Source organism: Lacticaseibacillus boliensis (assembly GCF_054784775.1).
Genome location: NZ_BAAIHN010000042.1, coordinates 1 through 20095 on the forward strand (window position 1 = coordinate 1; position 20095 = coordinate 20095).

The following is a 20095-nucleotide window of genomic DNA, read 5'->3' on the forward strand; positions in this document are numbered from 1 at the left end:
AAATACAGTGTGGTGGCGATGGCGAGAAGGATACACCTGTTCCCATGCCGAACACAGAAGTTAAGCTTCTCTACGCCGAGAGTAGTTGGTGGGTGACTGCCTGCGAGGGTAGGAAGCCGCCACGCTGTTATGGAGGATTAGCTCAGTTGGGAGAGCGTCTGCCTTACAAGCAGAGGGTCACAGGTTCGAGCCCTGTATCCTCCATTGGATCTCACGATCCATCCCAAGTTTCACCGGTTGAGTCCATGCCGACTTAGCTCAGCTGGCAGAGCATCTGTCTTGTAAACAGAGGGTCGAAGGTTCGAATCCTTTAGTCGGCAGTAATTGAATAGCATGCGGAAGTAGTTCAGTGGTAGAACATCACCTTGCCATGGTGGGGGTCGCGAGTTCGAATCTCGTCTTCCGCTTCACTGAGAAATCAGTGGAGAGCATGCACCCATAGCGCAATTGGATAGAGTGTCTGACTACGAATCAGAAGGTTGTAGGTTCGACTCCTACTGGGTGCATTGTTCGGGAAATAGCTCAGCTTGGTAGAGCACCTGGTTTGGGACCAGGGGGTCGCAGGTTCGAATCCTGTTTTCCCGATTGAACGTAAGTTCATAGTAACATTGCAGCATCGCGGTGTAGCTCAGCTGGCTAGAGCGTCCGGTTCATACCCGGGAGGTCGAGGGTTCGATCCCCCCCGCCGCGATAGACCTTGGACCTTTAGCTCAGTTGGTTAGAGCAGACGGCTCATAACCGTCCGGTCGTAGGTTCGAGCCCTACAAGGTCCATCGGCGTTACCGGTCGGGTCTGTAGGGCAAGCATCACCTAAATATTTTACCATTATCGCGGGATAGAGCAGTCTGGTAGCTCGTCGGGCTCATAACCCGGAGGTCGTTGGTTCAAATCCAGCTCCCGCAATTGGTTCCATGGTCTAGTTGGTTAGGACGCCTGCCTGTCACGCAGGAGATCACGAGTTCGAGTCTCGTTGGAACCGGTGTCGGCTCGGTAGCTCAGTTGGTAGAGCAATGGATTGAAGCTCCATGTGTCGGCAGTTCGATTCTGTCCCGCGCCATAACCCGATACCTTTGAATGCGGGTGTAGTTTAGTGGTAAAACCACAGCCTTCCAAGCTGTTGTCGCGAGTTCGATTCTCGTCACCCGCTGGAATCTTGTTATGGGCCTATAGCTCAGCTGGTTAGAGCGCACGCCTGATAAGCGTGAGGTCGATGGTTCAAGTCCATTTAGGCCCATTTTAACTGAATATGCTCATGGAGAAGTACTCAAGTGGCTGAAGAGGCGCCCCTGCTAAGGGTGTAGGTCGGGAAACTGGCGCGAGGGTTCAAATCCCTCCTTCTCCGTTGATGGCCCGTTGGTCAAGTGGTTAAGACACCGCCCTTTCACGGCGGTAACATGGGTTCAAATCCCGTACGGGTCAGTTAACTTGCCATTAATGGAGAATTACCCAAGTGGCTGAAGGGAACGGTCTTGAAAACCGTCAGGTGGGCGAATACCCACGCGAGGGTTCGAATCCCTCATTCTCCTTTTTAAATTATCGCGGGATAGAGCAGTCTGGTAGCTCGTCGGGCTCATAACCCGGAGGTCGTTGGTTCAAATCCAGCTCCCGCAATTACAATTGAATATGTTGGTTCCATGGTCTAGTTGGTTAGGACGCCTGCCTGTCACGCAGGAGATCACGAGTTCGAGTCTCGTTGGAACCGTTAATGGCTCGGTAGCTCAGTTGGTAGAGCAATGCATTGAAGCTGCATGTGTCGGCGGTTCGATTCCGTCCCGCGCCATTTATGGAGGATTAGCGAAGAGGCTAAACGCGACGGACTGTAAATCCGTTCCTTCGGGTTCCTAGGTTCGAATCCTAGATCCTCCATTTTTTATAGGGATATAGTTTAAAGGTAGAACTACGGTCTCCAAAACCGTCAGTGTGGGTTCAATTCCTACTATCCCTGCTTTATATTATGATGGCGGATATGGTGAAGCGGTTAACACACCGGTTTGTGGCACCGGCATACGTGGGTTCGATCCCCACTATCCGCCCTTGATTGGGGTATAGCCAAGTGGTAAGGCAACGGACTTTGACTCCGTCATGCGCTGGTTCGAATCCAGCTACCCCAATAGCTCTTTGGAGCGAAACATTCATGGCGGTGTAGCCAAGTGGTAAGGCAAAGGTCTGCAAAACCTCTATGCGTCGGTTCAAATCCGATCACCGCCTTTCTTGCGGCTATAGCCAATAGAGTGTATAATCTTAATCATGTCATGCCGGCGTGGCGGAATTGGCAGACGCGCTGGACTCAAAATCCAGTTCCCGTTGAGGGAGTATCGGTTCGACCCCGATCGCCGGTAGAAAGTAATATCGGAACCGCAAAGACATGGAATACCCGAGATGTTGACCACAACATCTCGGGTATTTTTTTGTGCCGTCAGGGTCAGTGTCATGTCAGCCCGTAAATTTTTGTATCCGTCAGATCCGCGATATGATGCGGTTTCCGACCCCGCCGTGTGATTTAATAACGAAAAGTAGTTTGACAATCAAATGATTCTTGATATACTTTGAACATCCAAATAGTTTGGATAACTTCAGTTGGGAGGTGAATAAATGTCTATGATGGATGGCCTGGCTGTGCAGGCAAGGATCCCAAACCGGTATCCGATCTTTCATGTCGATAAGGTCATGGACTTGCAGCCGGATCGCTCGGTGGTGATCGAGAAATATCTGACGCATGCAGAAAGCCATATCAACGGCTATCGGCCAGATAACCCGCAGCTTGCCAACAGCTTGATGATTGAGATGATGGCGCAAGCCGCGTCTGTGTTGATTCTCGAAAGTCCGTTGTTTGTCGGCAAAACGGCATACCTTGCCGCAATCAACAACGCGGAGTTTCCCCAAACCGTGCAGGCTGGCAACTGTCTGACGATCGCCGTCAAGATGGTGAAGGTCCGCCAGACGATGGGGGTGGTTCGCGCCGAAGCGACGATCCAAGCGCAACCTGTGGCGTCTGCAGAGTTACATTTCGTCGTCGCCGATGTCGGCCATGGTTGACGCCCACACTTTTTTGACTGATACTTTGAATATCAAATCAGTCAAATCGGGAGGCCATGGTATAATGGCACAGCGTCCAATCATGAAACGCATCAACACTAAACTTGAAAAAGTATATCGCGACATTCTGCGAATCGAAGAAACCGAATTAAAAAAGAGTCAGTTCAGTGATCTCAGTATCACCGAAATGCACACGATCGATGCAATCGGCTTGCACGCCAAACCCACGTCTAGCGAAGTCGCCACGCGCTTGCATGTCACGCAAGGCACATTGACGGTGGGCATCAAAAACCTCGTCCGCAAAGGCTATGTCGAACGTATTCACGATGATAAAGACAAGCGGGTCGTCAACTTACAGCTGACCCGCAAAGGCCGATTGATGTATCGGGCCCATCAGGCCTTTCACCAGCAGATGGTTGCCAGCTTCGTCAGCGGCTTCGACGATTCTGAGATTGCCTTGATCGAATCTGCATTAGACAACTTAATGACGTTCATCGCTGACCAGGATGCGCGCGCGTAAACCTGAAGGAGGAACCTGCCGTGCGTATTGAACAAACCGCGATGGCTGTCCCTAGCCGCGTGGTCACGAACACGGCCTTGAGTCAGACCCTAGACACCAGTGATGAATGGATCCGGCAGCGAACTGGGATCTGCGAGCGGCGAGTGGCGACTAGCGAAACGACTTACAGCCTGGCGCTGGCGGTCGCCAAGCAGTTGCTTGAAGCCAGTCAATTGCCAGCAACCAAGATCGATTTCATCATCGTAGCGACGATGAGTCCGGATTACCTGACGCCTAGCGAAGCCAACCGGATCCAAGCGGCAATCGAGGCGACCAACGCCTATGCGTTATCTGTGAACGTTGCTTGTGCCGGTTTCGTCTACGCCCTCGATTTAGCCGCTCACCTGCTACAAGGCACGGCCAAGTACGGGCTGGTGATCGGCAGCGAGGTGTTGTCCAAGCTGGTCGACTGGCAAGACCGTAGCACCGCCGTGTTGTTTGGCGACGGGGCAGGCGGCGTGTTGCTTAAAGCAGACGAGCAGTCGTTGCCACCGGCGGATCTGCACAGCTTCGGCGACAGCGAGCTGGTGTTGAGTGCCGGCAATGCGTTAGGGCAGCCATTTTTTAAGATGAACGGACGGGCGGTGTTTCAATTCGCCATTCGCGAAGCCACCGCGTCGATCCAGCGCCTGCCGCCTGCAGACTGGGTGCTTGTGCACCAGGCCAATGCCCGTATCATCGATGTCATCGGCCGCAAACTGGGGCTGGCCGCGTCGCAACTGCCAATGAACATGGCGGCATATGGCAACACCAGCGCCGCCAGCATTCCGATCTTGTTACACGAACTTGTCACCGCCGGTCGCATCAAGCGCGGTCAAACCATGATCCTTTGTGGTTTTGGCGGCGGGTTGAGCGTCAGCAGCCTATATTTGACCTACTAGAAGGAGACCATTATGACCAATACTGAAATTTTCATCAAAGTCCAAGCAATTATCGCCGAACAGCTCGATCAGACGCCGGAAGCCGTGCAATTGACGACCAATTTCAAAAATGATCTCGACGCTGATTCCCTCGACGTGTTTGAAATCATCAATGAAATCGAAGATGCGTTTGACGTCACCATTGATACCGACGAAACGATCGCCACGGTGGCGGATCTGGTTGGCTTCATTGCCAAGGCGGCGTAGCGATGAGCCCGTTGATTGAAAAACTCAAGCTCCGCTATCCAATTTTTCAAGGCGGCATGGCGTGGGTGGCTACCGGCGAGCTGGCCGCGGCGGTGTCAGAAGCCGGGGGGCTGGGTATCATCGGTTCCGGGCACGCGCCGGCGGAATACGTCCAAGCCCAGATCGCCATCGCCAAGCGCCTGACGGATAAGCCGTTTGGCGTGAACGTGATGTTGCTGTCACCACATGTCGATGCCGTCATTGCGGCAATCGTCGATGCGCAGGTGGCGGTAGTGACGACCGGCGCCGGCGATCCCGGCAAATACTTGCCGGCATTACAAGCTGCCGGTAGTGTCGTGTTGCCGGTAGTACCGTCTGTGGCGTTGGCCAAGCGAATGGCACGCCAAGGCGTCGACGGCGTGATCGCAGAAGGCATGGAGTCTGGCGGGCACATCGGATCGATGACGACCATGGCGCTGGTGCCGCAAGTGGTCGATGCGATCGACATTCCCGTGATCGCCGCCGGCGGGATCGCGGATGGCCGCGGCATCGTCGCGGCATTGGCGCTAGGTGCCAGCGCGGTGCAGCTAGGCACACGCTTTTTGGCTGCCAGCGAGTGTCGCATCCACCCAGGGTATCAACAAGCCGTGATCGCCGCCAAAGACGTCGACACGCTGGTCACCGGCCAGTACGTCGGTCACGCGGCGCGGGTGTTGAAAAATCCGATGAGTCGCCAATACCTGAAGATGGAAAAACAACTGGCCATCGACGGTGGCGACATGAGTGCGATCGAGGCCTTAGGTAACGGTAGCCTGCGGATCGCAGTGCAAGAAGGCGACCCCCAGCGCGGATCGTTTATGGCCGGGCAAGTCGCCGGGTTGGTAAAAACCGTCGAACCGGCCGCCACAATCTTGGCGACGCTGGCGCAAGAAGCCCAGATGATCGTTGGTTCCGGAACGCTACAAGCAAAGTTGGTGCCGCGATGAAAGAAGCAATGGTATTTAACGGTCAAGGGAGTGAATTTGCCGGGATGGGCAAATTTTTTTACCGAGAAAGTTTGATATTCAAACAAAATATCGATGCCGCTGATGCGTGCCTGCCGTTCGCTTTACCGGCTTATCTCTTCGGTGAGACCCCGCTGGTTGAACGGCCCGAAGCGCTGCAACCGACGTTGGTCGCCTACATGGTGGCCTTGTACCGAGCGGCGGGTCTGAGACCCGATGTGATGTTCGGGTTGAGTTTAGGCGAATATGCCGCTTTGATCGCCAGTGACATGCTGTCGCTCGAAGCGGGACTGGCACTTGTGCAAACACGCGGGCAGGCGATGGCCGCCGCGTGTCAGACTAACCCTGGGGGAATGCTCGCCTTGCGCCTGAAAGACCCGCAGCAAGCCCAGGCGATCGCCACGTGGCCTGACGTCTGGCTGGCCAACCGCAACGCGCCGACACAACTGGTGCTGGGCGGGACCACCGAAGGGCTTGCCGCCGCGCAAAAACAGGCGCGGAAGCTAGGCATCAAGGCCTTGCCGTTGCGCGTGGCAGGTGCGTTTCACACGCCGCTGATGGCCCCGGCGCAGCCACCGTTGCAACAGGCCTTAACTTCAGCACCTTGGCAAGCCGGGACGGTGCCAGTTATCAGCACAACGGCGCAGGTGTCGTTCACTCCGGACAATGCGCCAGCCGTCTTGGCTGCCCAGGTCGCGACGCAGACGGATCTGGCCAGTACCATCGCCCAGGCGGTGGCCGGTGGCGTCGAGCGAATCGTCGAGATCGGCCCGCGGCCGGTGCTAGCTAAAGCGATCCGCAATCAAGCGCCAACGCTGACCGTGACGACGCTCAGCGACGCCACGGCATTGAAAGGAGCATAAGTCGATGACTTCAACACATCGGGTCGCCGTGATTACCGGGGCCTCGCGCGGGATCGGGGCCGCGATCGCCAGTCGTCTTGCCGAAGAACAGGTGGATTTAGTGGTGAGCGCGCGGCATGATTTTGATCCAGAACAGCTGGCCGCCTGGCGCGCCCATGGCGTTGCCGTACTTGCCCAGCCGGCTGCGATCGAAGACGAAACCGCCGCGGCCAACTTGATCCAAGTGGCTCTGGGTGAATTTGGCAAGATCGATATCTTGGTGAACAACGCCGGCATCACCCGCGATCAACTGGCCTTGCGCCTGACGCCGGTCCAGTTTGCAGACGTCGTGGCGGTGAATCTCAACGGCACCTATAATGTTACCCAGCCAGCCTATCGCGCCATGATGAAGGCGCGACGCGGGGTCATCATCAATCTGGCAAGCGTCGTCGGGCTGGTCGGAAATGTCGGCCAGGCCAACTACGCCGCCAGCAAGGCCGGCATCATCGGCCTGACGAAGACCCTGGCCAAAGAAGGCGCTCGCCGCGGGGTGCGCGTCAACGCGATCGCCCCGGGGATGATCGCCACTGCCATGACGGCAAGCCTGAGTGAACAAGCCCAGGCGCAGCTGTTGGCCCGGATCCCCCTGCAACGTTTCGGGATGCCGGAAGAGGTGGCAGAGGCCGCGGCGTTTTTGATACACAATGAGTACATGACCGGTCAGGTGCTGACAATCGATGGCGGTTTGACCTGATCAGAACGGAGGAACACGGTGGAAAAAGTAGTCGTAACAGGAATGGGCGCCGTCAGCGCCTTAGGCCATGACGTCGCCAGCAATCTTGAGGCCATGCATGCAGGGGCGTGTGGGATCCGGCCAATCAGCCATTTTGACGCGCAGGCCACAGGCGTGAGCGTCGCTGGGGAGGTCGCCGATTTTGACCCGACCCGCCGCATTCCAAAGAAACTCAGCAAGCGTTTGGACCGTTTCACCCAATTTGCCTTGTATAGTGCGATCGAAGCCGTTGCCAAAGCGGCATTGCCTGCCAACCTCGACCCTAAGCGGTTGGCGGTGATATACGGTTCCGGCATTGGGGGCTTGTCGACGATCGAGACCCAGGTGACCAAAATGAACGCCAAAGGGGCCGGACGGATCTCACCGCTGTTTGTCCCGATGGCGATCATCAACATGGCGCCCGGCGTCTTAGCCCAATATTTCAACGCACATGGCGAAAGCTATGCGGTGGTGACGGCCTGTGCGTCTGCGACGTCTGCGATCGGCCAGGCCATGCAGTGTTTGCAAGCCGGTCGGGCCGACGTGGTCATCACCGGTGGTGCGGAAGCCTCGATCAACCAAATCGGCATCGGGGGCTTCGCGGCGCTGACAGCTTTGTCGACCGCCAGCGACCCGCTTGCCGCAAGCCTACCTTTTGCCCAAAAGCGCAGCGGCTTCGTCATGGGTGAAGGCGCAGGCACCTTGATCTTGGAACGCGAAAGCCACGCATTGGCTCGCGGCGCCCAGATCTTGGGTTATGTCGCCGGCTTTGGCGCCACCAGCGACGCGTATCACATGACTGCCCCAGACCCCAGCGGTGAACCGCAAGCCGACGCGATGCAACAAGCGTTGCAAACGGCAGGGCTAACGCCTGAACAGATTGGGTATGTTAACGCGCACGGCACCGGCACCCAGGCCAACGACGCGATGGAAGCCCGCGCGCTCAGTCAGGTTTTTGGCGAGCACGGGGTACCGGTAAGCTCGACTAAGGGGCTGAGCGGCCATTTACTGGGCGCGGCCGGGGCGCTGGAAGCGATCTTGACGCTCGGCGCGCTGAACGACAACGCTTTGCCGCCTAATGTCAGCGGCGAGCCCGACGAAACTTGTGCCGTCGATCTCGTCACCACGACGGATCGGCAACCACAGACGCAATGGGCGTTGAGCAACTCGTTTGGGTTTGGCGGCCATAACGCTGTGTTGGCATTGGGAGGAGCGCGTAGCCATGGATGAACAAACGATCGCGGCGTTGATGGCTCAGATGGCAAGCAACAACGTTAACGAGCTGGAATATTCGACCGGGGATGTCCATCTGCACCTTAAAAAGGTATCTGCCCCAGTCGCCACCCCACCGGCCGTAACCGCACCGGAACCTGTTAGCACGGCGACGCCGGTCACGGCGCCGTTGGTAGGGATCGTCTACTTGTCGCCGCAGCCTGATGCCCCGGCGTTTAAGCAAGTCGGGGACCACGTGGCCGCCGGCGAGGTGGTTTGTGTCATCGAGTCGATGAAAATGATGAACGAAGTCAAAAGTCCGGTCAGCGGCCGCGTGGTTGAGATCTTGGTCGCCGATTCGGCCCTGGTCGAATTCGATCAGGCACTGCTGTTGATAGAGGAGGAGACAGATGCTTAATGCCACAGAAATCATGGCGATCTTACCGCACCGTTACCCAATGCTGATGGTCGACCGGGTGCTTGAGATGACCCCGGGCGAAACCATTGTCGGACTTAAAAATGTCTCGATGAACGAAGAGATCTTCCAAGGTCATTTTCCCGGTAATCCGATTTTTCCAGGGGTGTTGCAGATCGAAGCGCTCGCCCAAACCGGCGCGATCGCGCTGTTGAGTCTGCCGGAGCTTGCCGGCAAAACTGCCTATCTGGGCGGCGTGAAAAAGGCTAAGTTCCGGCACATGGTACGTCCCGGCGACAGCTTGCGGCTTGAGGTGACGTTGGGCAAACGCGTTGGCGGTCTCGGAGTCGGGACCGGGAAGGCGTATGTTGGTGACGACTTGGCCTGTACGGCTGAGTTGGTGTTTGCGATTCAGTAGGAGAAACAATGTTTAAGACGATTCTAGTGGCAAACCGCGGTGAGATCGCGGTGCGACTGATCCAGACCATTCATGAAATGGGCATTAAGGCGGTGGCCGTGTATTCTTCAGCCGATGCCGACAGCCTGCATGTGCAGCTCGCCGACCAGGCGGTATGTATCGGCCCGGCACCGGCCACAGCATCGTATTTGAATATGCAAAACATTTTGGCAGCGGCGGTGCTGACCGGCGCAGAGGCCATCCATCCGGGATTCGGGTTTTTGTCCGAAAATCCGGATTTTGCCGAAGCGTGTGCACAAGCGGGACTGGTTTTCATCGGGCCGCGACCCGACACCTTGCGCCAGCTCGGGGATAAGGCTACCGCGCGGGCACTGATGACCGCGTTGCAGGTGCCGGTGATTCCCGGTAGCGACGCGGTGGCGACTTTGGCACAAGCCCAACAGGCCGCAACGAAGCTTCATTATCCGGTGATGCTCAAGGCTGCGGCTGGTGGTGGTGGCAAAGGCATCAGGTTGCTGGTCGACGAAGCGGCCTTGACCGCTTGTTTTGACCAGGCGCAAACCGAGGCCGTTGCGGCTTTTGGTAGCGGCGAGATGTATCTGGAGAAGGTGTTGGTGCAGGCCAAACACATCGAAGTGCAGGTGTTGGCCGACGAACACGGTGGTGCCTGGACGTTTCCGGAGCGCGATTGTTCGCTACAATACCGCAAGCAAAAGCTGATCGAGATGTCGCCGGCATTGGCATTGACGCCAGCCCTACGCCAGAAACTTCAGCAGTACGCAACCCGTATTGTCGACGGGACGCACTATGTTAACGCCGGCACGATCGAGTTTTTGGTCGCGGATGGGCAGGTGTATTTTTTAGAGATGAACACCCGCATCCAAGTCGAGCATCCGGTCACAGAGGCGGTCAGCGGCATCGACTTGCTGCAATGGCAGATCAAAGTTGCCGCCAAAGTGCGTCTCGATCGGCCGAGCCAGACGCTGTCGGCAGATGGGGTCGCGATCGAATGTCGCGTCAACGCCCAAGACCCAGACCATGATTTTGCCCCGAGCACCGGGACCATCACCCAGATCGCCTGGCCGCTGGGCGGAGACGGGATCCGTATCGATACCAGCATTCGCGCAGGTAGCCAGATCACCCCGTATTACGATGCGATGCTGGCCAAGCTGATCGTACATGCCAAGACGGCTTCTGCGGCGTGGTTGAAACTACAACGTGCCATGCAAGAACTGCAGATCCAAGGCGTGACGACGAACCTCGCTTGGCAGCGCAAGCTGGTGGCGTCTGCGATGGTTCAAAGTGGCAAGGCGTCGATCACCTATGTCGAACAACGGTTGAAGGAGGAAGACGAAGAATGTTAAAACACGATGCCCCTGCGTTAGACCAGGCGACTTTGGCCAGAGCGAAGGCCTTGCCGTCGGGGATGTGGTTGACATGTCCGGCTTGTCATCAATGCGCCTATACCGGGCGCTTCGGCGATCTGCGTGTGTGTCCGGCCTGCGGCTACGGGTTGCGGTTGCGCGCCAAGCAGCGGATCGCCCAGCTGACGACGGCCTTCACCCCTTGGGACGAGCAACTTCCCGAGCCGCCGCTGACGTTTCCAGGTTATGCTGACACCCGCAAACGCGCCCAAGAGGCGACTGCCAGCAGTGAAAGCGTCGTCTGTGGTCAGGCCGTGATTGCAGGCGCAACTTGCGCCTTAGGCGTGATGGATAGCTATTATATGATGGGATCGCTGGGCAGTGTCGCCGGTGAGCGGCTGTGTCGGTTGTTTGAGCGCGCCACTGCATTGGAGTTGCCAGTGGTGGTGGTGGCGACTAGCGGCGGGGCGCGGATGCAAGAAGGTAGTCAGGCGCTGATGCAGATGGCCAAAGTCTCTCAGGCCGTCGCTTACCATGCGGCCGCCGGGCTGGCGTATTTTTGCGTCTTGACCGATCCGACGATGGGCGGTGTTTGTGCCAGTTTTGCGATGCAAGGCGACGTAACGCTGGCGGAACCACATGCCCGAGTCGGCTTTGCCGGCCGGCGGGTGATTGAAGCGACCTTGCACACCAAGTTGCCAGAGACGTTTCAGCAGGCCGAAAGCGTGTTGGCCGCAGGTTTCATCGATGCGATCGTCCCGCGGGCGGCCTTGGCGGCCCGGCTGGGGGCGCTGTTGGCACTACACGGAGGACGCGCATGACCCCATACGAACAAGTCCAAGCCGCCCGCGCGCCGCGGCCGTATACGATCAAGCAACTGATCACCGGGATCGTCAGCGATTTTCAAGAATGTCATGGCGACCGAGTACACGGGGATGACGCCGCCGTGATCGGCGGCATCGGCTGGCTAGACCAGCAACCACTGACCGTCATTGCCACGACTAAAGGAGAAACGCCTGCAGAACACTTGGCGACCCATGGCGGCAGTCCGGAGCCTTGGGGTTATCGCAAGGCGCTGCGGCTGATGCGCCAAGCGGCCAAGTTTCACCGGCCAATCTTGACGCTGATCGACACCCCTGGTGCGTTCCCAGGCAAAGAAGCTGAAGACAACGGCCAAGGTGCAGCGATCGCGGATCTGTTGGTGGCGTCTGCGACCCTGGCGACGCCGATGATCGCGGTATTGGTCGGTGAAGGTGGTAGCGGTGGCGCGTTGGCGCTGGCTTGCGGCGATCAGGTCTGGATGACTGACCATAGCATGTATGCGATTTTATCGCCGGAAGGTTTTGCGACGATCCTGTATAAAGATGTGACCAAGGCGGCGAACGTCGCTTCACAGATGGGGTTGACGCCCGAATCACTACTGGCGGCAGGCGTGGTCGACCGCGTTGTGGCAGACGGCGGCATCGGTTTTGCAGCTACGTTGAAACAGGCGTTGTGCCCGGCATTTGCAACCTTACAGGCGCTTCCTACCCAAGCGTTGCTTGCGCAGCGGCAGGCACGGTTTCGCCGCTATTAAGTGCGCTGTAAGTACGAAAAACCCAAGCAACCAACCAGATGCTGGTTTTGCTTGGGTTTTTTGGTTATTGGGCGTATTGGCCGATAGTGCTTTCTAACTGGCTGAGGTCGCCGTTTTGAGCGACAGTTTTGGCGGCTTGATAGGCGCCATAATAATCGCCAGCGGCGAGTTTTTGCCGGGCACTGTCTAAGGCACTGTTTGAGTAGACGGCATTAGCTGCGATGCTGGCTTGGGTGCTGGAAAGCCCGGCTTGTTGCAAGGCAGCGACCGCATCAGATTGATTTTTAGCGGCGGCCATTAAGGTGGACATTTTGGTGTTTTTGATGGCCGTCGTGGCGGTATCGATGGCGGCATCGACGTTAGCGTTGCCGTTTTTTTGCTTTTCAAGTTGCGAGGTGAGCGTTGACTTGACCGCGGTATCGGCCGGCGTGTCGTTACCGCCATTGGCGCGCCGCCAGGTATTATTGAGTTGCGGGAAGAAAACCGCGCCGGCACCGATGATGATGGCTAACAACAAGACGGTGATGATAAGATGCCGGCCCCAGTGCCGAGTGCGGCGTTGGTGTTTTCGTCGTGACATGTGCGAGCCTCCTTTGGTTTGTCGTTAGTATCGCACAAGTATCAGTTGAAGGCATGGATCGCGCCAGGGCTTAAGCAATTGTTAATAACGCAAAATTGGGACTTCCGTATGAGCAGATTTGGGCTTCAGTCTGGTACAATATGGCCTTGAGCGAGAAATTTTGCGCTAGCCGTCGATAATCTTTATACTAAGACTTAAAGCTAGCAGTGTACGCGTTTGGAGGAAGTCTGATGAATATCGGCATTTTTACGGATAGCTATTTTCCGCAGGTCTCGGGCGTTGCCACATCGATCAAGACGTTAAAAGATGATCTAGAACGCAAGGGCCACACCGTCTATATCTTCACGACCACCGACCCGCATGTCCCCGATGAGGCCGTGGAACCCAATTTGTTTCGGTTCACAAGTGTGCCGTTTGTGTCGTTTACTGATCGGCGCATCGCGGTTCGCGGGTTGTTCCACGCCTATGCTGTCGCCAAGGAGTTGCAGCTAGACATTGTCCACACGCAAACCGAATTTTCGATGGGCTATATTGGCAAGTTCGTTGCCCGGCAACTGAAGATCCCGGCAGTGCATACTTATCATACAATGTATGAAGATTACTTACATTACGTCATGAACGGCCACTTGTTGCGGCCGTATCACGTGCGACAGTTCATGCGCGCTTATCTCTACCATGTTGCCGGGGTGGTTTGTCCAAGCGAGCGCACGCGCGATTCGCTGACCGGTTACGGAATCAAAACACCGATGACGATCATTCCTACAGGCGTCGATTTGACGCAGTTTAAAGAAGCGAAGAACCCGCACCTGCGAGCCGATTTAGGTTTGGCCGACGTACCGGTGCTACTGTCGCTTTCTCGTGTGGCTTATGAAAAGCGCATCGATCGCGTCGTGGGCGCGATGCCTCAGATCTTGGCGCAACAGCCCGACGCGGTATTGTTAGTGGTGGGCGATGGTCCAGCCAAGGCAGACCTTGAGACCCAGGCTCAAACTCTCGGGATTCAAGCACATGTCCGCTTCATCGGAGAAGTTAACCACGAAGACATCGCGGATTATTATCGTGCGGCTGATGTGTTTGTTTCAGCGAGTGATTCTGAGTCGCAAGGACTGACTTATATCGAAGCTATGGCTGCCGGACGTAAGGTGGTGGCTTTTGCCAGCGAGTATACCCAGACGTTGCTTGATGATTCGGCAATTGGCACGACGTTCACAACCGACGCGGAAATGGTTCAGCAATGCCTGCGCTACCTCGCCCATCCGCAAGCATTCGACGATCCGGCACCATTGGCAGCCAAGCTCGATGCGATTTCTGCGGATCGATTCGGGGATGCGGTTTTGGCGTTTTATCAACAGGCGCTTTCGCGGTATGAAAGCACGGAACCAGACACGCAGGCTGATGATCAGCAGTATGAGGCGAAGGGGTAGCGATGATCGATATTCACATGTTTAGCTCAGCAGACAAAGTCGCCGGCCAAGGCGTCGGAGCGGTGTACACTGAGTTATTGGATTTACTGCGCCGGTATTGTGCCGACGAGTTTAAAATTAGCATCAACAATTATGCGCCGAGTCTGGTGAGTCATTATCACACGATCGACCCGGCTTTTTTTGCGTCAACGTTTTCCAAACGCCGCGGGCGCAAGATTGGCTATGTGCATTTTTTACCAGATACGCTCGATCAAAGCCTGAGCTTGCCGCGCCCGGCGCGCTGGACACTGGATAAATATGTGGTCGCGTTTTACAAGCGCATGGATGTGTTGGTGGTAGTCAACCCCAACTTCATCCCGCGTCTGGCCGCTTATGGCATCGACCCCGCCAAGGTGGTATATATCCCAAACTTCGTGTCGCGTGAGACCTTTTATCCGGAGTCGCCAGCCAATAAGCTGTCGTTGCGACACAAATATGGCGTCGGTGAAGACGATTTTGTCGTCTTTGGCGCCGGTCAGGTCCAAGATCGTAAAGGGGTCGATGATTTCATCGCCTTGGCCAAGCGGAATCCGGATATGCGCTTCATCTGGGCCGGTGGGTTCTCGTTTGGGATGATTACTAACGGTTACGACCATCTCAAGTCTGCCGTCGCCAACGCGCCGGACAACCTGACGTTTACTGGGATCGTTCCGCGAGAGGAAATGGTCGACTACTATAACATTGCCGATTGCTTTTTATTACCCTCGTTTGAGGAATTGTTCCCGATGGCGGTGTTAGAGGCTTTTTCGACAGAGACGCCGGTGATGGTACGTGATCTGTCGCTGTATGACAAGATCATCCGGCCTTATGCTATGATGGCCAAAGATGGCAAAGACATGAACACCAAATTGCGGGCGCTGAAAAACGATCCGCAGATGCAGGCAACCTATGCGCATCAAAGCCGGCTGGCAGCAGAAGAATATTCGGAGGCGCGACTCGCGCGGGTTTGGGAACGATTCTATCGTGAGCAAGCTGCGCTCGCGAAGAGACATGAATAGAAAGAACCGCATCGCCGTCTTCGTGATGGTTGCCATCGGGATGGCGATTTTTGCCTGGGAGATGAAAGATCTCGATTTTCACCAGGTTTGGCACACGCTCAATCACATGCATCTGGAATGGTTGGCCGTCGCGTTCTTCGTGATGGTTGGGTCTTGGGTCGTCGAGACCTTTGTGGTCAAGATCTTTGTCCAACACGACGGCGAGAAGCTGAGCTTCCAGGCGGCTTTTCGGGTCCCACTGGTTGAGCAGCTGTTTAACAACATCACACCGTTTGCGTCTGGCGGGCAGCCGGCACAGCTGGTGGCGTTGATGCAGTCCGGCGTCGAAGGCGGGCGAGCGAGCTCGGTGTTGCTGATGAAGTTTGTCGTGTATCAGTTCATGGTGCTGATTAACTTCGTGTTGACGATCGTGATCGGGTTCAATCGGGTGGCGACGCATTTTAAGCCGCTGGCGTTGTTGATCGTGTTTGGTATGGTGATCCATGTAGTCGTCATCGTCGGGTTGCTTTTGGTGATGTATCAATATAACTTCACCAAGCGGCTGGTCGGTGGCATCGTCTGGATTGCCGGCCGGTTTGTCGGGCGCGAGCGGATGCTGCGCTGGCAGAAAAATACGGACAGCAAGATTGATTCGTTTTATGCGGAAAGCCTCCACCTCAAGCAAGAAAAAACCAAGGTGATCCGTGCGGCGGCTTTGACGCTGGTACAACTGATGATGTATTACTCGGTCCCGTATTTTGTCTTGCTGGGTTTTGGCGCGCGCCACGTCGATCTGGTAACAGTCATGGTGTCGCATGTCATGATCGTCATGATCGTGTCGCTGTTTCCAATTCCAGGGGGGACAGGCGGTGCAGAGCTTAGTTTCAAGGCCTTGTTTGCCCAGTTTGTCGCGACGCCGTCACAGCTAGTGTTGGCGATGTTGTTGTGGCGTTTGCTGACCTATTATCTGGGAATGGTTTTTGGCATCGGGGCGTTAGCGGTTCGGCCGCAACCGTTGATTCGCTCAAAACGTGCTAAAAAAGTTTGAGTTTCAGGGATTTTCATAGTCACACAGGGCCATTTTATGGTACGCTATCACAGAAGTACAGGAAGGGGGCCGTTGGTATGAAGAGCTCACAATTAGTTGCGATTATCAAGCGTCTAGAAGCGATGCAAGAAGCAACCGATGGCGAAGTGCAATCACGGCGTTTCGAAAAAGACGGAGCCGAAAAGGGTCTGGTCGAATATGACCCGAAGACTGAAACCTATACACTAGAAGAGATGGATCACCACCAAAAGTTCGATTTCGATGACATCGATCTTGTTGCGATGGAGATTTATGATTTACTCGGTGACTAAGCCGAGAAACCTCAATAGAGGGCGAGCCCGATCATGGCTTGCCCTCTATTTGCTTGTCAGTGATAGGTAAAGATGTGCTTAAAGTGGTGCCGTAGATGCATGGATAAATTGTGTTTTGGATGACAAATGTGTAGACTAACGATTGTGATATAATGACATATTATTGACAATTCTATTATCAGTGGAGGGTCACGATGAAGGTTCTAGGGAGCAAAATTCGGGCATTTTTTAATTCCCGGCTCGGATTTTTTGTCCTCGCCATCGCACTATTTTGGGCGAAAACTTATTGGGCATACAACAACAAGTTCAACTTAGGGGTCAAAGGAAGCATGCAGCAGTTGCTGCTGGCCATCAATCCGATTCCGACCACGTTGTTGCTGTTCGGGATCGCCTTATATTTGAGTGGGCGCAAATCTTACGTGGTGATGTTGGTCATTGACGCGTTGACCTCGATGTGGTTGTTTGCCAACATCTTGTATTATCGTGAGTTCTCCGATTTTTTGACGTTCGCCTTGATCAAAGGCTCAGGCGCGGTGTCGAACAACCTGTCTAAGGGGATCTTTGGCATCATGCGCGGCAGCGACTGGTTCGTCTTCTTGGATGTGATCATCTTGATCATCCTTTTGGCCACGCATTTGATCCGCGTTGATATCCGGCCAATCAAGAAGCGCTTTGCCATCGGTGTATCGGTACTGGCAGTGTTCTTGTTCGGTGCCAACTTGAGTATGGCGTATTCAGATCGCTCCGGTTTGTTGACCCGGACGTTTGACAATAACTACATCGTCAAGTACCTGGGTTTGAACGCCTACACCGTTGTTGACGGTGTAAAAACCGCGCAGACCAGTGCCACCAAAGCCAACGCGAAGGCATCAGACATCGATTCGGTGCTGGACTATCTGAAGAAGAACAAGGTCACCCCGAATCCTCAGTATGCTGGTGTTGCAAAAGGGAAGAATGTTTTCATCATTCACCTGGAGTCGTTCCAACAGTTCTTGATCGATTACAAATGGGACGGCCAAGAAGTTACACCTAACTTAAACAAGCTTTATCACGAGTCGGATACGCTGAGTTTTGACAACTTCTTCAATCAGGTCGGCCAAGGGAAAACGGCTGATGCGGAAATGATGCTCGAAAACTCTTTGTTCGGGTTGCCGGAAGGTTCCGCGATGGTTTCTGATGGGACCACGAACACGTTTCAGGCGGCGCCTGCAATCATGGGCCAAAACGGGTATACAACAGCGGCTGCCCATGGGGATGTGCCGAGTTTCTGGAACCGGGACAACGCGTATAAATCATGGGGGTATGACTACTTCTTTACGAAGAGCTATTTCCAATCCGGCAAAAACTTCGATGTTGGTTACGGCTTGAAGGATAAGATCTTCATGAAAGACGCCGCCCAATACGTTGAACAGCTGCCACAGCCGTTTTATGCGAAGCTGATCACCGTCACCAACCACTACCCATACACGCTCGATAAGCAGAACCAGTCGATCGCTAAGACGACGACCGGGGATGACACCGTCGATGGGTACGTGCAGACGGCGAAGTATCTTGATCAGTCGATCGGGGAGTTCATGACTTGGCTGAAGCAATCCGGCCTCGAAAAGAACAGTATGATCGTCTTTTACGGGGATCACTACGGAATTTCGGGGAACCATAAGAAGGCGGTTGCCAAGTTGTTAGGCAAGAAGTCGTTCGATAATTTTGATAATGCCCAGTTCCAGCGCGTGCCGTTGATGATCCACATGCCTGGTCTCAAAGGTGGGGTCAACCACACGTATGGTGGGGAAATCGATGTCTTGCCAACGCTGTTGAACCTGCTGGGGATCAAAGCCAACAACTATGTCCAGTTCGGGTCTGATTTGTTGAGTAGTGGGCACAGCCAGACTGTGGCCTTTCGCAACGGTGATTTTGTCACCCCACAATACACCAAAGTTGGTAGTGTCTACTATGACACGCAAACTGGCAAGCAGATCAAGCGCTTGTCCGATGAACAAAAAGCTTCGATCGATAAGTCCACCAACCAGGTGACGACCGAGTTGTCGCTATCGGATTGGGTCATGAACGAAGACTTGCTGCGCTTCTATACGCCGAACGGCTTTATGAAGGTCGACAAGAGTGATTACACCTATAATAAGAAAAAAGCGCTGGCTAAGTTGAAGAAGGACCAGAAGAAGAAGACCTCTGTGCTGAGTCAAAACGATGGCAAGGCCGTTCCGTATGTGACGGATGCGCCTGAGTTGGCTAATAGTAGTTCTTCAAGCAGTAGTAGTCTGAGCAGCAGTTCTAATAAGTAATCTCTAGCGGCCGAGACTCTAGCCACCATAAGCGTCTCTGTGCCACGATTTGTTCGTTGAATCGCGGTACAGGGACGCTTGTGTGTCTAAATGGTTGCGACAGCGTACGCTAAGTTTGGCGCCACTGAGTGTACGTGTTAGTGACTTGTTTTCCGGCAGATTTGGCGTTATTCTTGCGAAGGATAGGTGCAGACAGTGAAAGTAGGTGACACCGATGCAACAAACCGTGTATGAGCAGACGATTCAGGCCCTCAAGGCCCAAGGTATTCGGGTGACGCCACAGCGCGTCGCAATCATCCGTTATTTGATTGCGAGTACCGCTCACCCAACGGCAGAGATGATCCACGCTGCGTTGATCGATCAGTTTCCGCACATGAGCGTGGCGACCGTTTATAATAATCTGCGGCTTTTGGCTGATTTAGGCCTAGTCGAAGAGATGAACGTCGCCGATACCGCGGTGCATTTTGATTTTGCGTTGACGCCGCACTATCATGCGATATGCACAAATTGCGGGAAGATCGTCGATTTTCATTACGGCCAGATCACGGATGTTGAGGCAGTTGCAGCCAATAAGACGGGTTTTAAGGTGACAGGGCATCATCTTGAGGTTTATGGGCTTTGTCCCGAATGTCAGGCAAAGCTGGCACAGACGAATAATTAACCGTTCCAACCATATTTTTGCATAGATTGTCCGAATGAAATTGGGATGTTTTCATCCTGAAGTTCGGACAATTTTTTTATCGTAAAAAAGTTGGCATTTGCGGTTGACGGTAGGCGTCGCGCTTGGTATGATATCAAAGTTGTCTTTTCGATGACACCGGCGTTCATGAAACCCAACGAAAAAAGTAGTTGACAGTTACATGAAAGGTTGGTATGATTTAAAAGTTGTCGCGAGCGGCAATGAAGCGCTTGCCGAGATAAGAAATTAATTTTTCTTCTTGACAACATCGAATGAGATGTGATAAACTGATTAAGTTGATTGCGTCTCGGTCGACAAGGTAGTCCTTTGAAAACTGAACAAAGTTTCGTAAATGTGATAGGGCTTTTCTTAAATGAAAAGAATTAAACATGAGCGAAGTCAATTTCGCTAGTAAATCTCGGATCTAAGGTTTCGG

General features: G+C 54.6%; 20 protein-coding genes, 24 tRNA genes and 1 rRNA gene. 44 read left to right on the forward strand and 1 reads right to left on the reverse strand.

Annotated elements, in window-relative coordinates; all coding sequences use genetic code 11:
* Positions 1 to 8: 8 nt before the first annotated feature.
* From rrf to ACYVRB_RS12785, 38 genes are all read left to right on the forward strand, one after another.
* Positions 9 to 125: ribosomal RNA gene (gene rrf, locus ACYVRB_RS12600) — 5S ribosomal RNA — on the forward strand.
* 6 nt (positions 126 to 131) lie between these two features.
* A tRNA-Val gene (locus ACYVRB_RS12605) sits at positions 132 to 204 on the forward strand.
* 43 nt (positions 205 to 247) lie between these two features.
* Positions 248 to 320, forward strand: a tRNA-Thr gene (locus ACYVRB_RS12610).
* Between the two features lie 15 nt (positions 321 to 335).
* Positions 336 to 407, forward strand: a tRNA-Gly gene (locus ACYVRB_RS12615).
* 25 nt (positions 408 to 432) lie between these two features.
* Positions 433 to 506, forward strand: a tRNA-Arg gene (locus ACYVRB_RS12620).
* Between the two features lie 5 nt (positions 507 to 511).
* Positions 512 to 585 (forward strand) — tRNA-Pro (locus tag ACYVRB_RS12625).
* Between the two features lie 32 nt (positions 586 to 617).
* Positions 618 to 691: transfer RNA gene (locus ACYVRB_RS12630), tRNA-Met, on the forward strand.
* A gap of 8 nt (positions 692 to 699) precedes the next feature.
* Positions 700 to 773 (forward strand) — tRNA-Ile (locus tag ACYVRB_RS12635).
* A gap of 56 nt (positions 774 to 829) precedes the next feature.
* Positions 830 to 903 (forward strand) — tRNA-Met (locus ACYVRB_RS12640).
* 2 nt (positions 904 to 905) lie between these two features.
* A tRNA-Asp gene (locus tag ACYVRB_RS12645) sits at positions 906 to 979 on the forward strand.
* Between the two features lie 5 nt (positions 980 to 984).
* Positions 985 to 1057: transfer RNA gene (locus tag ACYVRB_RS12650), tRNA-Phe, on the forward strand.
* A gap of 19 nt (positions 1058 to 1076) precedes the next feature.
* Positions 1077 to 1147, forward strand: a tRNA-Gly gene (locus tag ACYVRB_RS12655).
* 13 nt (positions 1148 to 1160) lie between these two features.
* Positions 1161 to 1234: transfer RNA gene (locus ACYVRB_RS12660), tRNA-Ile, on the forward strand.
* Positions 1235 to 1254: 20 nt separating this feature from the next.
* Positions 1255 to 1342 (forward strand) — tRNA-Ser (locus ACYVRB_RS12665).
* A gap of 5 nt (positions 1343 to 1347) precedes the next feature.
* A tRNA-Glu gene (locus ACYVRB_RS12670) sits at positions 1348 to 1419 on the forward strand.
* Between the two features lie 17 nt (positions 1420 to 1436).
* Positions 1437 to 1526 (forward strand) — tRNA-Ser (locus ACYVRB_RS12675).
* Positions 1527 to 1537: 11 nt separating this feature from the next.
* Positions 1538 to 1611 (forward strand) — tRNA-Met (locus ACYVRB_RS12680).
* Between the two features lie 17 nt (positions 1612 to 1628).
* A tRNA-Asp gene (locus ACYVRB_RS12685) sits at positions 1629 to 1702 on the forward strand.
* A 5-nt stretch (positions 1703 to 1707) separates the two neighbouring features.
* Positions 1708 to 1780 (forward strand) — tRNA-Phe (locus ACYVRB_RS12690).
* 5 nt (positions 1781 to 1785) lie between these two features.
* A tRNA-Tyr gene (locus tag ACYVRB_RS12695) sits at positions 1786 to 1866 on the forward strand.
* Positions 1867 to 1874: 8 nt separating this feature from the next.
* Positions 1875 to 1945, forward strand: a tRNA-Trp gene (locus ACYVRB_RS12700).
* Positions 1946 to 1960: 15 nt separating this feature from the next.
* Positions 1961 to 2033: transfer RNA gene (locus ACYVRB_RS12705), tRNA-His, on the forward strand.
* 6 nt (positions 2034 to 2039) lie between these two features.
* Positions 2040 to 2111 (forward strand) — tRNA-Gln (locus ACYVRB_RS12710).
* A 25-nt stretch (positions 2112 to 2136) separates the two neighbouring features.
* Positions 2137 to 2208 (forward strand) — tRNA-Cys (locus ACYVRB_RS12715).
* 46 nt (positions 2209 to 2254) lie between these two features.
* Positions 2255 to 2339: transfer RNA gene (locus ACYVRB_RS12720), tRNA-Leu, on the forward strand.
* A 253-nt stretch (positions 2340 to 2592) separates the two neighbouring features.
* Complete coding sequence (locus tag ACYVRB_RS12725) at positions 2593 to 3036, forward strand: 3-hydroxyacyl-ACP dehydratase FabZ family protein (protein WP_461215815.1); 444 nt, start codon at positions 2593 to 2595, stop codon at positions 3034 to 3036.
* Between the two features lie 64 nt (positions 3037 to 3100).
* Entirely contained in the window at positions 3101 to 3556 is a 456-nt protein-coding gene (locus tag ACYVRB_RS12730; protein WP_461215816.1) for a MarR family winged helix-turn-helix transcriptional regulator, read from the forward strand.
* Between the two features lie 20 nt (positions 3557 to 3576).
* Complete coding sequence (locus ACYVRB_RS12735; protein WP_461215817.1) at positions 3577 to 4476, forward strand: beta-ketoacyl-ACP synthase III; 900 nt, start codon at positions 3577 to 3579, stop codon at positions 4474 to 4476.
* Between the two features lie 12 nt (positions 4477 to 4488).
* Complete coding sequence (locus ACYVRB_RS12740; protein ID WP_461215818.1) at positions 4489 to 4722, forward strand: acyl carrier protein; 234 nt, start codon at positions 4489 to 4491, stop codon at positions 4720 to 4722.
* Positions 4723 to 4724: 2 nt separating this feature from the next.
* Positions 4725 to 5687, forward strand: coding sequence for a nitronate monooxygenase (locus ACYVRB_RS12745; protein ID WP_461215819.1), 963 nt, complete (start codon positions 4725 to 4727; stop codon positions 5685 to 5687).
* Positions 5684 to 6568 carry an ACP S-malonyltransferase gene (locus ACYVRB_RS12750; RefSeq protein WP_461215821.1) on the forward strand — a complete coding sequence of 295 codons (885 nt, stop codon included), beginning with the start codon at positions 5684 to 5686 and terminating at the stop codon, positions 6566 to 6568. The genes ACYVRB_RS12745 and ACYVRB_RS12750 overlap by 4 nt, the downstream gene beginning before the upstream one ends.
* Before the next feature lie 4 nt (positions 6569 to 6572).
* The gene (fabG, locus tag ACYVRB_RS12755) at positions 6573 to 7301 is read left to right on the forward strand and encodes a 3-oxoacyl-ACP reductase FabG (RefSeq protein ID WP_461215822.1); all 729 of its coding nucleotides are present in this window, start codon (positions 6573 to 6575) and stop codon (positions 7299 to 7301) included.
* Between the two features lie 18 nt (positions 7302 to 7319).
* Complete coding sequence (gene fabF, locus ACYVRB_RS12760) at positions 7320 to 8549, forward strand: beta-ketoacyl-ACP synthase II (RefSeq protein ID WP_461215823.1); 1230 nt, start codon at positions 7320 to 7322, stop codon at positions 8547 to 8549.
* Complete coding sequence (locus ACYVRB_RS12765) at positions 8542 to 8949, forward strand: acetyl-CoA carboxylase biotin carboxyl carrier protein (RefSeq protein WP_461215824.1); 408 nt, start codon at positions 8542 to 8544, stop codon at positions 8947 to 8949. Before fabF ends, ACYVRB_RS12765 begins: the two co-directional genes overlap by 8 nt.
* A complete protein-coding gene (gene fabZ, locus ACYVRB_RS12770) occupies positions 8942 to 9364 on the forward strand; it encodes a 3-hydroxyacyl-ACP dehydratase FabZ (protein WP_461215825.1) in 423 nt (140 codons plus the stop codon). Before ACYVRB_RS12765 ends, fabZ begins: the two co-directional genes overlap by 8 nt.
* An 8-nt stretch (positions 9365 to 9372) precedes the next feature.
* A complete protein-coding gene (locus ACYVRB_RS12775; protein ID WP_461215826.1) occupies positions 9373 to 10728 on the forward strand; it encodes an acetyl-CoA carboxylase biotin carboxylase subunit in 1356 nt (451 codons plus the stop codon).
* On the forward strand, positions 10722 to 11549 hold the full coding sequence (locus ACYVRB_RS12780; protein WP_461215827.1) for an acetyl-CoA carboxylase carboxyltransferase subunit beta: 828 nt from the start codon (positions 10722 to 10724) through the stop codon (positions 11547 to 11549). The genes ACYVRB_RS12775 and ACYVRB_RS12780 overlap by 7 nt, the downstream gene beginning before the upstream one ends.
* Positions 11546 to 12304 carry a carboxyl transferase domain-containing protein gene (locus ACYVRB_RS12785; protein ID WP_461215828.1) on the forward strand — a complete coding sequence of 253 codons (759 nt, stop codon included), beginning with the start codon at positions 11546 to 11548 and terminating at the stop codon, positions 12302 to 12304. The genes ACYVRB_RS12780 and ACYVRB_RS12785 overlap by 4 nt, the downstream gene beginning before the upstream one ends.
* A 64-nt stretch (positions 12305 to 12368) precedes the next feature.
* Here ACYVRB_RS12785 and ACYVRB_RS12790 read toward each other — a convergent pair whose 3' ends face one another.
* Positions 12369 to 12884 carry a hypothetical protein gene (locus tag ACYVRB_RS12790; protein WP_461215829.1) on the reverse strand — a complete coding sequence of 172 codons (516 nt, stop codon included), beginning with the start codon at positions 12882 to 12884 and terminating at the stop codon, positions 12369 to 12371.
* A 230-nt stretch (positions 12885 to 13114) separates the two neighbouring features.
* Here ACYVRB_RS12790 and ACYVRB_RS12795 point away from each other — a divergent pair, with 230 nt between their 5' ends.
* From ACYVRB_RS12795 to ACYVRB_RS12820, 6 genes are all read left to right on the forward strand, one after another.
* A complete protein-coding gene (locus ACYVRB_RS12795; RefSeq protein ID WP_461215830.1) occupies positions 13115 to 14308 on the forward strand; it encodes a glycosyltransferase family 4 protein in 1194 nt (397 codons plus the stop codon).
* A 2-nt stretch (positions 14309 to 14310) separates the two neighbouring features.
* Positions 14311 to 15345 carry a glycosyltransferase family 4 protein gene (locus ACYVRB_RS12800; protein WP_461215831.1) on the forward strand — a complete coding sequence of 345 codons (1035 nt, stop codon included), beginning with the start codon at positions 14311 to 14313 and terminating at the stop codon, positions 15343 to 15345.
* Positions 15338 to 16372 carry a lysylphosphatidylglycerol synthase transmembrane domain-containing protein gene (locus ACYVRB_RS12805; protein WP_461215832.1) on the forward strand — a complete coding sequence of 345 codons (1035 nt, stop codon included), beginning with the start codon at positions 15338 to 15340 and terminating at the stop codon, positions 16370 to 16372. Before ACYVRB_RS12800 ends, ACYVRB_RS12805 begins: the two co-directional genes overlap by 8 nt.
* A 77-nt stretch (positions 16373 to 16449) precedes the next feature.
* Positions 16450 to 16683 carry a YkuJ family protein gene (locus ACYVRB_RS12810; protein WP_461215833.1) on the forward strand — a complete coding sequence of 78 codons (234 nt, stop codon included), beginning with the start codon at positions 16450 to 16452 and terminating at the stop codon, positions 16681 to 16683.
* A 194-nt stretch (positions 16684 to 16877) separates the two neighbouring features.
* Entirely contained in the window at positions 16878 to 18980 is a 2103-nt protein-coding gene (locus ACYVRB_RS12815; protein WP_461215834.1) for an LTA synthase family protein, read from the forward strand.
* Positions 18981 to 19194: 214 nt separating this feature from the next.
* Complete coding sequence (locus ACYVRB_RS12820) at positions 19195 to 19641, forward strand: Fur family transcriptional regulator (protein WP_461215835.1); 447 nt, start codon at positions 19195 to 19197, stop codon at positions 19639 to 19641.
* Positions 19642 to 20095: the final 454 nt, after the last annotated feature.

Bases quoted from the DNA above. Each gene is read 5' to 3' on its own strand.
- ACYVRB_RS12730 (WP_461215816.1), top strand. From the start codon at position 3,101: ATGGCACAGCGTCCAATCATGAAACGCATCAACACTAAACTTGAAAAA.
- ACYVRB_RS12750 (WP_461215821.1), top strand. From the start codon at position 5,684: ATGAAAGAAGCAATGGTATTTAACGGTCAAGGGAGTGAATTTGCCGGG.
- ACYVRB_RS12725 (WP_461215815.1), top strand. From the start codon at position 2,593: ATGTCTATGATGGATGGCCTGGCTGTGCAGGCAAGGATCCCAAACCGG.
- ACYVRB_RS12745 (WP_461215819.1), top strand. From the start codon at position 4,725: ATGAGCCCGTTGATTGAAAAACTCAAGCTCCGCTATCCAATTTTTCAA.
- ACYVRB_RS12775 (WP_461215826.1), top strand. From the start codon at position 9,373: ATGTTTAAGACGATTCTAGTGGCAAACCGCGGTGAGATCGCGGTGCGA.
- ACYVRB_RS12820 (WP_461215835.1), top strand. From the start codon at position 19,195: ATGCAACAAACCGTGTATGAGCAGACGATTCAGGCCCTCAAGGCCCAA.
- ACYVRB_RS12795 (WP_461215830.1), top strand. From the start codon at position 13,115: ATGAATATCGGCATTTTTACGGATAGCTATTTTCCGCAGGTCTCGGGC.
- fabG (WP_461215822.1), top strand. From the start codon at position 6,573: ATGACTTCAACACATCGGGTCGCCGTGATTACCGGGGCCTCGCGCGGG.
- ACYVRB_RS12765 (WP_461215824.1), top strand. From the start codon at position 8,542: ATGGATGAACAAACGATCGCGGCGTTGATGGCTCAGATGGCAAGCAAC.
- fabZ (WP_461215825.1), top strand. From the start codon at position 8,942: ATGCTTAATGCCACAGAAATCATGGCGATCTTACCGCACCGTTACCCA.
- ACYVRB_RS12780 (WP_461215827.1), top strand. From the start codon at position 10,722: ATGTTAAAACACGATGCCCCTGCGTTAGACCAGGCGACTTTGGCCAGA.
- ACYVRB_RS12785 (WP_461215828.1), top strand. From the start codon at position 11,546: ATGACCCCATACGAACAAGTCCAAGCCGCCCGCGCGCCGCGGCCGTAT.
- ACYVRB_RS12815 (WP_461215834.1), top strand. From the start codon at position 16,878: ATGAAGGTTCTAGGGAGCAAAATTCGGGCATTTTTTAATTCCCGGCTC.
- ACYVRB_RS12805 (WP_461215832.1), top strand. From the start codon at position 15,338: ATGAATAGAAAGAACCGCATCGCCGTCTTCGTGATGGTTGCCATCGGG.
- ACYVRB_RS12810 (WP_461215833.1), top strand. From the start codon at position 16,450: ATGAAGAGCTCACAATTAGTTGCGATTATCAAGCGTCTAGAAGCGATG.
- ACYVRB_RS12790 (WP_461215829.1), bottom strand. From the start codon at position 12,884: ATGTCACGACGAAAACACCAACGCCGCACTCGGCACTGGGGCCGGCAT.
- ACYVRB_RS12800 (WP_461215831.1), top strand. From the start codon at position 14,311: ATGATCGATATTCACATGTTTAGCTCAGCAGACAAAGTCGCCGGCCAA.
- ACYVRB_RS12740 (WP_461215818.1), top strand. From the start codon at position 4,489: ATGACCAATACTGAAATTTTCATCAAAGTCCAAGCAATTATCGCCGAA.